The sequence below is a fragment of the Gemmatimonadota bacterium genome, from assembly GCA_040388625.1.
GTDB lineage: Bacteria > Gemmatimonadota > Gemmatimonadetes > Gemmatimonadales > Gemmatimonadaceae > Fen-1247.
Map to the genome: position 1 here is coordinate 18,991 of JAZKBK010000006.1, position 15,798 is coordinate 34,788.

Annotated in this window: 11 protein-coding genes; 6 read left to right on the plus strand and 5 right to left on the minus strand. The window is 62.0% G+C overall.

All coding sequences use genetic code 11. The annotated features are described in order from the left end of the window. Positions 1 to 55: 55 nt before the first annotated feature. Positions 56 to 2,104, minus strand: coding sequence for a hypothetical protein (locus tag V4529_13680; GenBank protein MES2359378.1), 2,049 nt, complete (start codon positions 2,102 to 2,104; stop codon positions 56 to 58). Positions 2,105 to 2,131: 27 nt separating this feature from the next. Here V4529_13680 and V4529_13685 point away from each other — a divergent pair, with 27 nt between their 5' ends. The 3 genes from V4529_13685 to V4529_13695 are packed head-to-tail and all read left to right on the plus strand — an operon-like array spanning position 2,132 to position 5,465. Then, positions 2,132 to 3,655: a chorismate-binding protein gene (locus tag V4529_13685; protein ID MES2359379.1), complete on the plus strand. Its 1,524-nt coding sequence runs from the start codon at positions 2,132 to 2,134 to the stop codon at positions 3,653 to 3,655. Continuing rightward, positions 3,652 to 4,428: a lipopolysaccharide kinase InaA family protein gene (locus tag V4529_13690; GenBank protein MES2359380.1), complete on the plus strand. Its 777-nt coding sequence runs from the start codon at positions 3,652 to 3,654 to the stop codon at positions 4,426 to 4,428. The genes V4529_13685 and V4529_13690 overlap by 4 nt, the downstream gene beginning before the upstream one ends. A gap of 35 nt (positions 4,429 to 4,463) precedes the next feature. Next, a complete protein-coding gene (locus V4529_13695; GenBank protein ID MES2359381.1) occupies positions 4,464 to 5,465 on the plus strand; it encodes a glycosyltransferase family 9 protein in 1,002 nt (333 codons plus the stop codon). A gap of 153 nt (positions 5,466 to 5,618) precedes the next feature. Here V4529_13695 and V4529_13700 read toward each other — a convergent pair whose 3' ends face one another. The 4 genes from V4529_13700 to dtd all read right to left on the minus strand — a co-directional run bounded on the left by V4529_13700 (position 5,619) and on the right by dtd (position 11,920). Beyond that, positions 5,619 to 9,263, minus strand: coding sequence for a carboxypeptidase regulatory-like domain-containing protein (locus V4529_13700; protein ID MES2359382.1), 3,645 nt, complete (start codon positions 9,261 to 9,263; stop codon positions 5,619 to 5,621). 33 nt (positions 9,264 to 9,296) lie between these two features. Further along, positions 9,297 to 9,896: a Maf family protein gene (locus tag V4529_13705; GenBank protein MES2359383.1), complete on the minus strand. Its 600-nt coding sequence runs from the start codon at positions 9,894 to 9,896 to the stop codon at positions 9,297 to 9,299. Beyond that, positions 9,897 to 11,351: an amidohydrolase family protein gene (locus tag V4529_13710; GenBank protein MES2359384.1), complete on the minus strand. Its 1,455-nt coding sequence runs from the start codon at positions 11,349 to 11,351 to the stop codon at positions 9,897 to 9,899. It lies immediately after the preceding gene. Positions 11,352 to 11,464: 113 nt separating this feature from the next. Next, the gene (gene dtd, locus V4529_13715) at positions 11,465 to 11,920 is read right to left on the minus strand and encodes a D-aminoacyl-tRNA deacylase (GenBank protein ID MES2359385.1); all 456 of its coding nucleotides are present in this window, start codon (positions 11,918 to 11,920) and stop codon (positions 11,465 to 11,467) included. A 166-nt stretch (positions 11,921 to 12,086) separates the two neighbouring features. On the opposite strand from dtd, the gene arsB reads away from it, so the two are divergent. From arsB to V4529_13730, 3 genes are read left to right on the plus strand one after another with little or no spacing between them, the layout of a single operon-like run. After that, complete coding sequence (gene arsB, locus V4529_13720; GenBank protein ID MES2359386.1) at positions 12,087 to 13,187, plus strand: ACR3 family arsenite efflux transporter; 1,101 nt, start codon at positions 12,087 to 12,089, stop codon at positions 13,185 to 13,187. A gap of 12 nt (positions 13,188 to 13,199) precedes the next feature. Then, entirely contained in the window at positions 13,200 to 13,979 is a 780-nt protein-coding gene (locus tag V4529_13725) for a metallophosphoesterase family protein (GenBank protein ID MES2359387.1), read from the plus strand. Beyond that, on the plus strand, positions 13,976 to 15,766 hold the full coding sequence (locus V4529_13730) for an ABC transporter ATP-binding protein (protein ID MES2359388.1): 1,791 nt from the start codon (positions 13,976 to 13,978) through the stop codon (positions 15,764 to 15,766). Before V4529_13725 ends, V4529_13730 begins: the two co-directional genes overlap by 4 nt. The last annotated feature ends 32 nt before the right edge of the window (positions 15,767 to 15,798 follow it).

The window sequence follows — 15,798 nt, forward strand, 5'->3', positions numbered from 1 at the left end:
TGACCGAGAACACCGAAACGACAATACCCGAGTCGGCGCGGAGTTCAGCTCACTCCTACAGAATCGGCCAGAAGTCGCGACTCACATCGAAATAGAAGCTCCATCGCCCATCACGCGTCCCGCGCGCAACATCGAAGCGCAGCAGATCGAACACGCTGAGCAAGCCCACGCCCGCGCTCGGATACCATCCCTTGCCATCGACCCACGCGGTATGAACGAACGGCGCCAGCGTCGCGGTCGCCGGTGCGCGTCCCCACTCGCCGAGCGGCACGGGGATGAATGGAACCTTCGCTCGCCACTCGACGTGCACCGCACCAGCGCGCTCGCCAACGAGTGAGTGAAAGTCATACCCAGGCGCCGTTACCGGTCCGCCGAGTGCGATGAGAGACTGCGGCGGAGTCCGGGTTCCGCTCGTGAGACCCGCCGCCAGCATCGATATCGCCAACTGTCCGGTAGAGAACGTACGAGTCGCCGCAACGGTGCCGACGCCCTTCCCCGACTCGGTCACGAAATGCGCTAGCGCATCCTCTCGATCATGCAGCGCCGAAAGCGAGAGCGCCGCTGATGCGTCCATTCCGAATAGATCGAAGCGCGGTGCGTCGAGTCTGAGCGTCGCTCGCGCTTCTATCAGCGATGTCGCAGGCTGCGGTGGAGCGAAGTGCCCCGACGCCGGTTCTCCATGATCGGTGGCCATCGCCTGTCTCTCCACCGCAAACTCGAATGTCGGACGCAACGACATTGCGGTCGGCGCAAAGAACGAGAGCGACCCGCCGCGTGCGCTGAAGAGACCGGTGTAGTCGCTGCCGTACTCCTGCGTCGCAAAGCTGTTGATGAGACCCGAGCGCTCGGGAACCACAGACACGTCGTGCAACGCACGATAGGCCGCGACGCTGACCCCTGCTCCGCTATTCGACGAATAGGTCAGCGCAGCGTGCGGCTTCCAGTCGCGATCCGAAAAGCCATAGCCGGCGCCGGCGTTGAGAGCCAGACGCGGTGCAGCATACACGGTGGCAGCCGCCCCAAGCGCGATTCCCTCGACGCGATTGACATGAACGAACTGCGACACTGAAGAGCCAGCCAGCGCCAGCGTGCGCGCACGCTCCACCGTCCGTGCACGCACGAGATCACTCACCTCGCTATGAAGCTTCGCAACGTCCGAGCTGGCAAACGACTGCACATCGGGTGGAATCGAATCGAGCACCGTCCCGGGGAACTTGAATCCAGGGGTCGTAACCTCGCCGCTCCGCGTAACTACCGCGCCCGGCGCAATCTCTATCTCGGGACCCCGATCGAACACCGCATCGACCGGCACGTTCACGTCATAATCCGAAATCTCCCAGCGTCCCCGAATTATCCCGCGCGCTGGGTAGTCCAGCCACGTTCCCGTCCTCCGGATCTCCACTTCCTGCCGCCTCGGCAACCAGAACCGCCCCTCGATCAATCCGCTCTCGAGCACGACAGAGATATCCTCCAGGTCCTTGTCCCTGTACGCTGCGCGCGTGAACCCGATCGCCATGCGCACAACAGATCCGCTCTGCCGGTCCACGTACACGGATCCGATCGCACGCGCAGCATTCTGGTCCTTCGGCCGAAACCGCAGCTGTACCACGTCCAGCGTCCGGTCGCCCAGCCGTATCTCCAGCGAGTCGCCAACGGCAAAGTCGTAATCGTTGAGTCCGGATGGCGATAGCGGATGGGGGACGTCCTGTACCTCGTCGCCGTCGCCAATCCTGATGAAGCTCGGGAAGTTGTTCTGCACTATCCCGAGATGGTCCCGGTGATAATTGATGTCGGTCGGCAGGACCAGTGTATCGCGGCGTCCCTTGATCAACTGTTTGCTGAGCGACGGCGCCTTCCAGTAGATATCCGACGCGATCTGGTCGGCGCGGACTATCTTCGGAGGATCGGGAAAGCCCTTGCCCAACTGGGCAAGAAAGGTCAAGTAACCCCTGGCCTCCGCCTTGTAGCTTTTTAGCCCGCTATCGGCGAGCTGAGCGGCACGAACCGCAGTCGCGTGAGTCGCCAGGCTCTCGGCGCGCGCGGAGTTCCAGTCCTGGGCGGCGATGGCGACGGGAGCGAGAAGAATTACCAGCCCCGTTGTCATGGTGCGCTTCATCCCTCAACTTAACGCATGGATTTCGACCGTTTCCGCGCGCATGCAGCGACAGCCGGGCTCGTCCCCGTCTGGCGCGACATGCTGCTGGACATAGATACGCCCGTTTCCGCCTTCGCAAAGCTCAGGCGGGGAGGCTTCGCCTTCCTTCTGGAGTCAGCTCCGGCGGGCAGCGAAACGTGGTCCCGCTACACCTTCATGGGCACGGAGCCGCGCTCGGCGTGGTCGCTGTCGGATGGAGTCGTCTCGGACTGGTCGCCCTCCCGCGGCTGGCACACGGAACGCCAGGTCGTTGACCCCCTGGCTGATCTGGAACGGCTGGTAAAGGAGCACGTGCCGGCACACGTGCCGGAGCTCGGCGTGTTCTGGGGCGGCGCAGTCGGCTACCTCGGGTATGATGTTGTACGCGCGATAGAATCGCTCCCGAATCCGCCGCGTAAAAAGCTCGACATACCCGACGCGTTGTTCGTCTTCACGCGTGGCCTCGTGGTGATCGACAACCTGCGCTCGCAGGGACGACTCATCGTGTCCGTGCCCGTTCCCCGCGATGCGAGTGAATACGAGCTGCGAGAGTTGTACGACGATGCGCAGGCGGAGCTCGACGCGATCGCCGCGCGTCTGCTCGATCCTTCTCCGCTCGAGCCTCTCTCACTCGGTGCGCCAACCAAGGCGCTGATTGGCAAATCGAACTACGAGCACGACAGATTCATCGCTGACGTCGAGCGCATCAAGGAATACATTCGCGCCGGCGATTGCTTCCAGTGCCTGCTCGCGCGTCGCATCGACGTCGAGCACGACTTCGACAGCTCGGATCTCTACCGTGCATTGCGCGCCCTGAACCCATCGCCGTACATGTACCATCTCGACCTCGACGGTACGGAACTCGTCGGCAGCTCTCCCGAGCTGCTCGTACGGCTTGCGAATCGCCAGGTAACCGTACGCCCGATTGCAGGGACGCGTCCACGTGGAAGCACGGCGGAAGAGGACGAGCGGATGACGACAGATCTTCTCGCCGACGAGAAGGAGCGCGCCGAGCATGTGATGCTTGTCGATCTGGGGCGCAACGACGTCGGGCGCGTCGCGGAGTACGGCACCGTGGCGGTGAGTGACTTCATGTGCGTCGAGAAGTACTCGCACGTCCTTCATATTGTGAGTCAGGTCGATGGAACCGCGCGTCCGGAGATCGGCGTCGCGGATGTACTGCGTGCGACCTTCCCTGCCGGCACGATGACAGGCGCGCCGAAGGTGCGTGCGATGGAGATCATCGATGAGCTGGAGCCGGAGCGCCGCGGCGCTTACGCGGGTGCGGTCGGATACATCGGCTGGGGCGGCGAGCGCATAGATCTCGCGATCACGATTCGCACGTGCGTGATTGCGAACGGAGTCGCTTCCGCACAGGCAGGCGCCGGAATCGTCGCTGATTCCGTTCCGGAATCCGAATGGATCGAGACCGAGAACAAGGCACGCGCAGTATTGACGGCGATCGCGCAGGTCCGCGCCGGTATTGCACCGCGGCAGGTAGTCGCGCAGGATGGCGGATGAGCTCGGATCTGATCCCGATCACCGGCTATGAGCACATAACCGTCGCAGGCGCGAACATTCTGGTGGCGCGCGCGATGGCGGAGACCACGCGCGCGATTCTGGAACACGACACGCTGTACACGTACGCGTCAAAGGTGCCGGACGCGCTGGTGTTTCAGGGACGCGCGCCAGTGTACGCGATAAACTTCCCGCCGCTGTCGGGCCGCGTCGCAGTGCGTCATGTGATGCGCGGCGGCTTCGTCGGCCGGTTGTTGCACGACCGGTTCCTTCCGCCTACACGTGTGGCCCGCGAGCTGACCGCCGCATTCCGTCTGCGGCTCGGCGGCGTTCCCACGCCGGAGGTACTCGCGGTCGGCACGTATCCGGCTGGCGGATTCTTTCGGCGCGCCGATGTGGTTACGCGGTTCGTCGAGGGCAGCGCAGATCTTTCGGCGGTGTTTGGCGATGTGCGCAACGACGCACAACGACGCCCGATCCTCGATGCGGTCGCGCGGCTCCTGTCGCGGCTGACCGCAACTGGCGCGCAGCATCCCGATCTCAATCTCAAGAACGTGCTCATCACATCCGGCGATGACGGATACATCGCGCACGTACTGGATGTCGATCGCGTGCACTTCCACGTTCCGGGAGATCCGCTGGTCGCTCGCGCCAACATCGAACGCCTCATGCGCTCTCTGCGCCAGTGGCGTACGCGCCTGGCGCCACGCACCAACGCATTGTCCGACGAGGACATGTCGTACCTGGCTCTGACAGCGGCGGCGCAACCAGCGTGAGTCGAGCCGACGTTCGGTTGGACAGAATATGTATCATGCTCATGTCCGCCGCGGGAGACGTGGTGCACGCCCTCCCCCTGGTGACCGCGCTCAAGCGATACCGGCCGGCGTGCACCGTTTCATGGATCCTCCAGGCAGTACCGGCCACCATGGTACGCGGCCACCCATCAGTCGACGAGATAATCGAGTTCGACAGATCGCTCGGTATCCGCTCCTTCACCGATCTGCGTCCACGGCTCCGAACGCACGAGTTCGATCTTCTGATCGACCTCCAGGTCTACTTCAAGGCCGGTATCGTTACCGCACTCGCTGACGCGACCGTGAAACTCGGCTTCGATCGCGCTCGTGCACGCGATCTCAACTGGCTCTTCACGAACAGAAAGATTCCACCGCGTCCCATACGGCACGTCCAGGACCAGTACCTCGAATTTCTCGAGTATCTGGAAGTGCCATATGCACCGCTCGAATGGAACATCGGGCCATGGGCCGGAGAGCGCGCGTGGCAGGCGGAGTGGATTTCACAGTTCGAGCGTCCCGTTGCCGCCGTCGTAATCGCCACGAGCAAGCCTGAGAAGGACTGGCTTCCCGAACGCTGGGCCACTGTGTGCGACGCACTGTATTCCGATTACGGATTGCAGCCCGTACTCGTGGGCGGCCGCTCCGCACGAGAGCTCGATGCGGAACGGATTATCAGAGAGCGCGCTTCGACTCCCATTCGCTCCGAGCTTGGTAGCGGCCTGCGGAAGCTCATCAGCATTCTCGATGCATCCGCGCTGGTGCTGGCGCCGGACACCGGTCCGCTTCACATGGCCGTGGCCATGAACCGACCCGTAATCTCGTTACTCGGCTACACCAACCCGAAACGAACAGGCCCTTACCGGCGCTTCCACGATCTCATGATCGATGCATACGCGAATGACGGAGAGAATTACCTCCCGACTATGGAGAACCGGCCCGGCCGCATGCCGCGCATAACCGTCGACGACGTCCTGGCACGCGTCGAAGTCTGGCGGCAGCAGTACTCGGCGTTGCGTTGACCGCATTAGGTTCGAACGCCTATTCCTCCCAGGCCCTCACACCCGCGACGATCCGATTCAACACCGCCACATCGCCGGCATAAACGATGGCACGCGTAGGTGGGGAACGGATGCATCCGTGCCTGTCACTCGGAAATAATTCCGCAATCTCGGTTACTCACCCGGCCCGCGCCCACCGCGGCCGCCACGACCCGCACCACCGCCGAACGCCGGCGGATTCTTGATGTTCTCAGGCACCTTCTTCCACTGGTCCGGCGTCAGAATCTTCTGAACCTGAGCCATTGCCGCGGTCAGATTCTGTCGGCCTGCGACAATCTGCGGACGGATCTTCGACATGATCGCCTGCGGATTCCCCGAGCCCTGCTTCGCAACTTCCGCTCGGATCTGCGCGCCAAGTGCAAGCGCCTGCGCAGCAAGCGTATCGGAGACAGTCGTTAGTTGCGTCACCTGTGCATCGCTGAGGTTGAGCGAGTCGCGCATCTGTATGATCTGCGCAACCGGGTTCTGCATCGCCGACGACGCGATCGACGAGCTGTCCGTCCGCGCAGCGAATATCTGCCTGAAGCGATCGCGGGGATCGGGGCCCAGTGCCAGCCTGGCCTGCAACGCAAGCACGAATGGCTGACGATACACCGCACGTGCTGAGTTGTTGGAGCCGAAGCGACCGTTCACATCGTAGATGAACTGCTGCTTGACCGGATCGAACCCGCGTACGTAGAGCAGCGTCGGGTCGGCGCGATTGAACTGACCCCAGCCACGCAGGTTGCTGCCGTGGAGCAGCTGGTCCAGACCGGCGAGCACGTTGGATCCGACGAGTGAGAACGTCATCTTGCGATGCAGGTTGAAGCCATCGGGCCGGAAGTTCATCTGCATGTCGAGCGACGGTGTCCACGGACCGCGGCAGCTGTTGCGTCCCGCCACAGTCCCCAGCTGCGACGTAAGACAGTCGCGAATATTGGACGGCGAGCCCGCAATCAACTGCTTCATTGCGGAGGCAAGCGCGGGATCGGCAGTCGTTGCGGGATTGAATATGAACGCGCGGTCGTTGTGCGAGCCGTCGCCGTTGATGTCGCCCGATACCATCGGGGTGAACGGCGCGCCGGAGCTGAGACGCGCGTTCGCTGTAATATCGAGCCAGTCCTTGACCGGCTTCGTGAAGTAGGTCTGAATGGTATTGCGAATGTCCTGATCGCCCGGCGCCCATTCACTGATGTTGGGATTTCCACCAGTGGTCGGTGATGCGAATCCCTGGGCCGCCGAGCAGCAGGTGAACGACGATTGGTCACGGGTACGCTGCAGCGTGTACGCAAATGTAAAGAACGTTCCGCCCGACGTCGCGCCGTTCAGAGACAGCGTCAGTTGGCGCGTATCGCTCTGCAGTCCGGAAGTGAGCTCGAGCACCTGACCATATTCCGGATAGATGCGCGATCCGCCCGACGTTACCTGACCGGTGCCGGTTACTATCGCAGCCGCCGGTGCATAGACCGGCCGATTCCCTTCGTCGGCGAGACTGAACGCCGGCGAAGTCTTGAGGTTCAGATCCTGCACGCCATAGAGTGCCACACCGCGCGCGTAGCTCGCGTCGGCCGACAGGGTGATGTTGCCAATCAGCCTGTGCTGAAGTCCGAGCGAAGCGCGCCACGAGCGGGGTGCCTCGAAATCCGGAGCGAACAGTGTGACAGAAGGACTGACCGACGAGAAATTCTGCGGTATCGAGGTATTACCTACGCATGCCGTTGGAGCGGTTGTCGGATCGCCGAGATAGCTCTGCCAGTCCGGCATCGGCACGGCCGGCCCGATGCACGACACCTGCTGCTCGGTGTCGATCAACCCAGTGGCGCCTGCCGCAGATGTGAACAATCCTGTTGGAGTCTTTGCGCGAAACTCGCCGATTCCGCCGCGAAGCAGAAATGCCGGCTGGAATTGCGCGAACGGATCGTTGGGATTCGGCTTGGTGAGATTGATCGAAAATCCGGCACGCGGACTGAAGTGGACCTCCGTTGGAAAATCGTTCGTGCGAAGACCGAATTTGGATTCGACATCGGAGTTGAGCGGCGGTGCGTCATCCACCTTCGTCCCCTCCGCGCGGACGCCATACACAAGCTGCACCTGGCGGTTCGGGCGCCACGTGTCGCCCAGGTACACCGCGCCTGCAACCGTCTTGCCTGCGCGCTCCTGAGACAGGAGGGTTCTGCTGTAGCTGTCCGGTGTATCGGATAGCAACGCGCCAAGCGAGTTGTAGGTGAACGTCCCAAGCCTGTTGTTGGTCACGTTCTGGCGGAACGTATTGAGATCGAACAGCGTTCCGAGGCGAACGCGATGCGTGCGATCCTTGCTGAGATACGAAACTTCGTCAGCCGCCTCGATCAGTGCAGAGCTGCCAGCTTGCGGGAAACCTGGATTGCCGCCGAAGCTGATCACGCTGAGTGCCTGAGTTCCATCCGCGAGCGGCGAACTGATCCGGACGCGTCCAGATGGGAGCGTCAGATATCCTTCAGAGTGATTGTTGTCGCGTGAATAGTACGTCCGCAGCTCGTTGATTATACCACTCTCGAAGTTGGACGTAAGCGTCGCCGCGATACCGGCTCCGGTTGTGGTGCTGGCGCCCGCGCTGGATGGAAGTGCGTAGGGATTGGAGCGCGTTGGATCCTGCGTGCTGCCCCGGTAGTCACCGCGAATCGTGAGACTGTTGGCATCGTTCACGAAATAGTCGAGACGGAGGAGGCCGACCGTGTTGTCGCCGATGCGCCGGTCCGGTACCGCTGCGGGAGAGGGAATTCCGAGCGCCCTCACCTGCGATTCGAAAGCCTGCACCGAAGCCGGATCGAGTCCGAGCGTGGACAACGTTGCCGGTGACGACGCCAGGAGTGATTGCACCGGATCGCTGCGCCTCCGCAGTTGCGCAGATCCGAAGATGAACATCTTGTCCTTGATGATCGGGCCGCCGAGTCCCGCGCTTATCTGATCCTGCAGATACGTCGGTGAAACTGCAGCGCTGTCCGCTCCTTCGAATTCGAGCACCGGATCGCGCCGGGAGTAAGTGAAGCCGCCAGTGAGCTCGTTTGTTCCACCACGCGTCGTGGATGCGATCTCGCCGCCACTGAACTGGCCCTTGGATGGATCGTACGTGTTCGTCACCACGCGCGTGCTGCGCAGTCCTTCCGCAGGGACGGAGAAGCTCCCGAACGAGAGACCGTCGAGTGTCGTGTTGTTGAGCGTCGATCGCTGACCCGCAACGGAAAACGCAGCGGCCGTAGTGTCATTACCGGCGATTCCAACCACACCTGGCGCCATTGCCGCGATCGCCGAGATGTCGCTCATGTCGACCGGTAGTCGCTCGAGCTGCTCGGATGAGAGCGTGCGCCCGCTTTCGCCAGGTGTGGGCGGCGCCCCACGGTCGCGCCCACCGTTGCGCGCCGTTACGGTGACTGTCGACAGCTTCGCTGCGACCTGCGTGCCGATCTGCACGTCGGTCACGAGCCGATCCTCGTCGCCCTGCCGCGCGACGTTGCGCGAGATTGGCGCGAATCCTATCGCGCGAAACTCGATACGGTACTGACCGCCGCCATCGGGAAAGAGAATCGTGTATCGCCCTTCGGCGTCGGTGCGCTTGGTGCGCGTGATCCCACTCTCTGCGGACTTCACAGCCACGGTCACGTTCTCGAGTGGCTTTCCGTCAGGGCCGAGCACGCGACCCGTCACGATGTCGGTGGTGCTACCTATCTGCGCCTGCGCCGGACGGGAATTGATCCCGATACCAAGCAGTACCGCGGCGAACAGGACGAACGACTTGCGCATGACCGCATTTCCCGCCCCGCAGGGCGGGGCAATCTAGGTGTGTCGCGTCGCTCCGCCGAAGTGATAGCGAACGCGAAATTTTTGCATCAGCTCTACCAGTCGGACCAGCGACAGACCCATCACTGCGAAATAGTCGCCGTCGATGCGTCGTACTATCGTTGCACCGTAACCCTGAATACCGTACGACCCCGCTTTGTCCATCGGCTCGCCGGTCGCGATGTATTCGCGAATTTCATCGCTCGACAAGCTTCGGAACGTCACTGACACATCATCTACGGAAGACTCCAATTCACCGTTGAACGCGCAGGCCATTCCTGTCAGTACAGTGTGAGTTGCACCGCTCAGATCCGAAAGCATCCTGCACGCGTCGTCTTCTGTACGCGGCTTACCCATCACCCTTCCATCCAGAACCACAATCGTATCCGCGGCTATGACCAACGCGCCGGGATGCCGCGCCGCTATCTTGGACGCCTTCTCCCGCGCAAGCCGCTCGACGTGCGCCGCAGGCCGTTCTCCGCCGTGCATCGATTCATCGATGTCTGCAGGATCGACCGTATGCTGAATGCCAATCAGTTCCAACAGCTCGCGCCGGCGCGGTGACGCAGACGCGAGAACGAAGCGGGGCTCATTCATCTAGAAAAGCCCCACTTGTCCTTTTACCGACGCGATCAATTTTGCCGGGTCGTATCCGACGCCCTGCCTGAAAACCAATTCGACCTTTCTGATGTCAGAGACGTTCGTGGCCGGGTCGCCGTTAATGACGACCAGATCCGCCTGCTTGCCGGTGGCGATCGAACCGATCTCGCTCGCTCGCCCCAGATACGTCGCGCCGTTCAGTGTGCAGATCCTTATCGCTTCGAGAGGCGTGAACCCGCTCCCCACGAGCAGCTCGACCTCACGCTGGTCCGAGTAGCCGGGAATGACCCCGCCCGCTCCGGTCGGATCGGTTCCCGCTATCAACAGACCGCCAGCGCGCGCGAACTGAAGCTCCATCGCACGATCCTTCGCGAACAGTGTCGAATAGATGGAATGGTCGTTCCCCTGGACCGTCGCGTAGAACTTCTCGAATCGTTGCTTGAGTATTGGGTCCAATACATCCAGACCTGGCGGCATCGGCTGGCCGGGAGTGAACGTCTCGAATACCGTGAGGGTGGACGTTATCGCAACGTGATGCGCGATCAGATCGGCGATCAGCGATTTGAACTGCGCGCTGTTGGGATCGACAGCGGCCATCGACGCCATACCGGCGGCCTGTCCGGGGCAGACGTCGGGCTTCTTCGACGTATCAAAATCCGTTGATACAAAGAAGCCGTGCTCCAGATCGTCGATCCCTGCCGCAATCGCTTCGCGGTAAGTCACCGAGCAGAGGTGTCCCGTGATCTTGAACCCGCGCTTGTGCACTTCGTCTACCGCAGCCGCAAGCTCTGCGCGAGTGATGTTCATGTACGCCTTGAACGACGTCGCCCCCGCGTCGGCCCAGAAATCCACCATCCGACGCGCGTCGCTCGCATCCTTGAGCTCGTGCATCTGGCCGATGCCGAGCCCTGGCCCCTGCAGATACGGCGCGCTCGCATCGATCCACGGACCAGGTTTGTCCCCATTCCTTATCGCGCGCGCAATGTTGATCTCGCCATAGCCGTTCATGTTGCCGCCCGTGCGCATGGACGTCACACCGCCGGCGAGATACAGACGCGTGAAGCTCTCCGCCACATTGCCGTACACTCCCGGACCCGTCGGATAAAACAGATGCTCGTGCATCATCACGAGCCCGGGAATCACCGACTTTCCTGTAAGATCCATCACCTGCGCGTTCGCCGGCGGCTTGATCGCCGCGCTGTTCCCCATCTCGGCGATTTTCCCGTCACGCAGAATCAGCGTCTGGTCGACACGCGGTTGTGCGCCAGTTCCGTCGATCACGCGCACGTGAGTCAGCGCAACTACTGATGTGTCGACGGTAACGTACTGCCGCACGTTGCGTGACAGTACCGGCCGCTGCGCAGCCATCACGTTCGGCGCAGTGATCATCGGCGCCGCGAGCGCCAGCACCAGCGCGCGCGCCGCCATCGGAGGATGTTTCGAAGTCTTCATGCAGGGACATTACGCTGTCACATGACCGCCGTCCACCGGCGCGCCGTTCCGCAACGGCTCTGCAACGGCCCTGCGACGGCCCTGCGACGGGTCGAGCGCCTCCGTGTGCCTCGCTACCCGGCGACAACCGCAGAGCGTTCCAGCAGCAACGTCACTGGGCCGTCGTTCACCAGCTCGACCTGCATGTCGGCACCGAACTCGCCCGCGGCTACGGGGAGGCCGCTGTTCGCCAGCGTGACGAGGAATTCCTGATACAACGGAATCGCGACCTCGGGCCGCGCCGCGTCCACGAATGATGGGCGGCGGCCCTTTCGAGCATCGCCGTACAGCGTGAACTGCGACACGACCAGAATCGACCCGCCAACGTCCGCGACCGACCGGTTCATCTTCCCCTCACCGTCTCCGAAGATGCGGAGGCCGAGCAGCTTCTCGGCCATCCAGTCGACCTCGCGGCTCGCATCGTCGTGCGTGAAGCCGACGAGGAGCATGAGTCCGGTGCCGATCTCTCCCACCACCCTACCGCCCACGCGCACCGAGGCGCGCGACACCCTCTGAACGACCACTCGCATTGGTCAAATCTGGCCCGTCGCGTGCAGCGGCAGCAATGGGCCTTCCGTCCGCGCCTCTTGCCGCCCATTCTCCGCCCGTTCTTGACATATCAATATTTCTTGATGTATCATTGAGCGAGCGCCTCGCATCGCTGATCTCTTTTGTTGCATATATCAACCAAACTTGATGGAAGCAAATACTTTAGGCTGGTCGCCGACGTCCGCCATGGACGCGCCTGTCCTCCGGCGCCTGTCCCGGCTGGATCGCTTCCTCCCGCTCTGGATATTCGCCGCGATGGTGAGCGGCATCGCGCTGGGACGGGCGTTCCCGGGACTGGGCGCGCTGCTCGACCGGGTGCAGGTGGCCGGCGTGTCGGTGCCAATCGGCATCGGACTGCTCTGGATGATGTACCCCGTGCTCGCCAAGGTGCGCTACGAGAGCATCGGTGCGCACGTGGCCGATCGGAAACTGCTGGGCACGTCGCTGGTGCTGAACTGGGTGATCGGCCCCGTCGTCATGTTCGCGCTGGCGTGGTTGTTACTTCCGGATCTGCCGCATTATCGCGACGGACTTGTTCTGATCGGGCTCGCACGGTGCATCGCGATGGTACTGATCTGGAACTCGCTTGCATGCGGCTCGGCAGAGCTTGCCGCTGTCCTCGTCGCACTCAACTCCGTCTTCCAGATTCTCACCTACTCGGTTCTGGGGTGGCTCTTTCTCACGGTCGTCCCGCACTGGCTTGGAGCTGACACGACTGCGCTTCACGTGTCGATGTGGCAGATCGCAAAGAGCGTTCTGATCTTCCTCGGCATTCCACTCCTCGCCGGCTATCTCACACGACGGACGATGGTGGCGAAACGCGGCGAGACATGGTACAACGAGAGCTTCATCCCGCGCATCGGTCCGACTGCACTGCTGGGATTGCTGTACACCATCGTGCTGATGTTCGCGATGCAGGGAACGCGCATCCTTCAGCTTCCGGTGGACGTCCTGCGAATCGCGATCCCACTGGTAGTGTACTTCTTCATAATGTTCGGGCTTGCCTTCGTGCTCTCGATGAAGCTTGGCTTCAGCTACGCCGAAACGGCGTCTCTCTCCTTCACGGCCGCTGGCAACAACTTCGAGCTTGCGATAGCCGTGGCCATCGCGACATTCGGCATTGCCTCCGGTGAAGCGCTCGCCGCAGTGGTGGGTCCGCTGATCGAAGTGCCTGCACTGGTCGGTCTGGTTTACGTGTCGCTCTGGGCGGGAAGGCGCTATTTCCAGACGTCGCCCGCAACGACATAGAGGCGACGAATCATGCGTTACGCGCTCATTTCAGACATCCATGGGAACCGGCCGGCGCTCGAATCCGTGCTCGCCAGCATTCGCACGCGCGATGTCGACAGCATCTACCATCTTGGCGACCTCGTTGGATACGCCCCCTGGCCAAACGAAGTCTGCGAGATCATCGCCCGCGAAGGAATTGCCGGTGTCGCCGGCAATTACGACTCGACAGTCGCAAATGACTACACGCACTGCGGCTGCCGGGCCGAGGACCCGCATCAGGAAGAGCTTGCGCACCAGAGTTACGAATGGACACGGGAGCACGTCAACGCAACCACCAAGGCATTTCTTCGCGCACTTCCCTTCCGCATCGACATTCGTCCAGCGGGAGGACATGTCGCCGGGCCGACGGTGACGCTGGTGCACGCAACACCACTCAACAACCTCATCTACGTCGATGAGAGTCGGCCAGACGCGTTCCTGACGAAGATGGCGGACGTGGCCAAACTCAAAAGGGGCGATGTGCTTGCATTCGGGCATACACACAAGCCGTGGCGCCGGACGGTGGGAGGAGTGCATTTCATCAATACGGGAAGCGTCGGACGGCCAAAGGATGGTGACTGGCGAGCCGGCTACATTCTGCTCGACGTCGCCGCGACAACGGCGCGAGCCGAGGTAGTGCGCGTCGAATACGACCTCGACGAAGCGATGAGCGGCATCCGTGACAGCATGCTTCCTTCGGAGTTCGCAGAATTCCTGGAAACGGGCGGTAAACCGCTCGCGGCCAAGGTTCCCCGCACCGACGACTCATGAAACTTCTCGCCAAGTACCTCAAGCGCTACTGGCGCCTGGTCCTGCTGGCGCTGCTTCTCGCGGCCATCAACCAGGTGTTCTCGCTGCTCGACCCGTTGATCTTCCGGTATGTAATCGACAACTACGCAACGAAATTCCGCCAGTACACCACCATGCAATTCGTGCGCGGTGTGTCGGTCCTGCTGGCAGCGGCGGTCGGTGTGGCTTTCGTGTCACGTGTAGCCAAGGCATTCCAGGATTATTTCGTCAACGTAGTCACGCAGCGCGTCGGTGTCGATCTTTATTCCGACGGAATTCGATACTCGCTCGAGCTGCCATACTCGCTATTCGAAGACCAACGCAGCGGTGAGACGCTCGGAAAGATCCAGCAGGCGCGGCTCGACGCCCAGCGGTTCATAACGGCAGCCGTGAACGTTCTCTTCACTACGATCGTGGGTGTCGTCTTCGTGATGGTGTACGCGTACAAGGTTCACTGGTCCATCGCACCGGCTTTTCTGCTCACGGTTCCACTGCTTGGCGTTCTCAGCTCGGTGCTGAGCCGTAGAATCAAGCGCGTGCAGGAAGTGATCGTCGCCGAGACGACCGCGCTCGCCGGCGCAACGACGGAATCGCTCCGGAACATCGAGCTGGTCAAGAGCCTCGGTCTCACGGAGCAGGAGGTTACGCGCCTCAATTCGACGACCGAGAAGATCCTCAAGCTCGAGCTGAAGAAGGTGCGCTATCTCCGCAGTCTCAGCTTCATTCAGGGAACGTGCGTGAATCTGCTGCGAACGTCGATCCTGTTCCTGATGTTGTACCTCATCTTTGCACAACAGATATCCGTCGGCCAGTTCTTCGCATTGCTCATCTACTCGTTCTTCATATTCGGCCCCTTGCAGGAGCTGGGGAACGTCATCAATACCTACCGCGAGACCGAAGCGTCCATGGCGAATCTCGAAACGGTATTTGCGATACCGCCGGATCCGCGTCCGGAGCATCCAGTGGAGATCGGCCCGCTCACCAGTCTTGCATTCGATCACGTAACCTTCCAGCATCGTTCGGCGAATGCGCCAGCGCTTGTCGACGTCTCGTTCCAGACGGAGCGCGGCCAGACGATTGCCTTCGTCGGTCCGTCCGGCGCGGGGAAGTCCACGCTCGTGAAGCTTCTCCTCGGCCTGTATCATCCGCTGGAGGGCCGGATTCTATATAACGGCACATCCGGTACTGAGGTCGAGCTGGATGCACTGCGTACGCGCATCGGACTCGTAGCGCAGGACGCGCAGCTGTTTTCCGGAACGATCGCCGAGAATCTGCGATTCGTGCGACCCGACGCTACCGACGCCGACTGCATGCGCGTGCTGCACGAGGCCGCTGCGGACAGTCTGCTCACACGTGCAGATAAGGGCCTCGACACGATGATCGGCGAAGGGGGCGTGAAGGTGTCGGGTGGTGAGCGCCAGCGGCTCGCCATTGCGCGCGCGCTACTGCGACGCCCATCGCTGCTCATCTTCGATGAAGCGACGTCGGCGCTCGACTCGATTACCGAAGAAGAGGTGAGCCGCACGATCCGCGACGTCGCGACGCGGCGCGAGACGATCGCGATACTCATCGCGCACCGGCTGTCCACGATCATGCACGCAGATACGATCTATGTGCTCGAGCGCGGACGCATCGTCGAGTCGGGACGGCATGCCGATCTGCTGGAGCAGAAGGGATTGTACCACGCGATGTGGCGTCAGCAAGTCGGAGAGCGGCGATGGCCTTCGGGTACGCCCGCGCCACATCTCCAGCCGGCGCTGACCACCTAGCGGCGTGCAGCCAGGCCCTCCGCGCGGGCTGA

Coding starts and splice junctions, on each gene's coding strand:
- V4529_13690 (MES2359380.1), top strand. CDS start 3,652: ATGAGCTCGGATCTGATCCCGATCACCGGCTATGAGCACATAACCGTC.
- V4529_13700 (MES2359382.1), bottom strand. CDS start 9,263: ATGCGCAAGTCGTTCGTCCTGTTCGCCGCGGTACTGCTTGGTATCGGG.
- dtd (MES2359385.1), bottom strand. CDS start 11,920: ATGCGAGTGGTCGTTCAGAGGGTGTCGCGCGCCTCGGTGCGCGTGGGC.
- V4529_13680 (MES2359378.1), bottom strand. CDS start 2,104: ATGACAACGGGGCTGGTAATTCTTCTCGCTCCCGTCGCCATCGCCGCC.
- V4529_13695 (MES2359381.1), top strand. CDS start 4,464: ATGCTCATGTCCGCCGCGGGAGACGTGGTGCACGCCCTCCCCCTGGTG.
- V4529_13710 (MES2359384.1), bottom strand. CDS start 11,351: ATGAAGACTTCGAAACATCCTCCGATGGCGGCGCGCGCGCTGGTGCTG.
- V4529_13730 (MES2359388.1), top strand. CDS start 13,976: ATGAAACTTCTCGCCAAGTACCTCAAGCGCTACTGGCGCCTGGTCCTG.
- V4529_13685 (MES2359379.1), top strand. CDS start 2,132: ATGGATTTCGACCGTTTCCGCGCGCATGCAGCGACAGCCGGGCTCGTC.
- V4529_13705 (MES2359383.1), bottom strand. CDS start 9,896: ATGAATGAGCCCCGCTTCGTTCTCGCGTCTGCGTCACCGCGCCGGCGC.
- V4529_13725 (MES2359387.1), top strand. CDS start 13,200: ATGCGTTACGCGCTCATTTCAGACATCCATGGGAACCGGCCGGCGCTC.
- arsB (MES2359386.1), top strand. CDS start 12,087: ATGGAAGCAAATACTTTAGGCTGGTCGCCGACGTCCGCCATGGACGCG.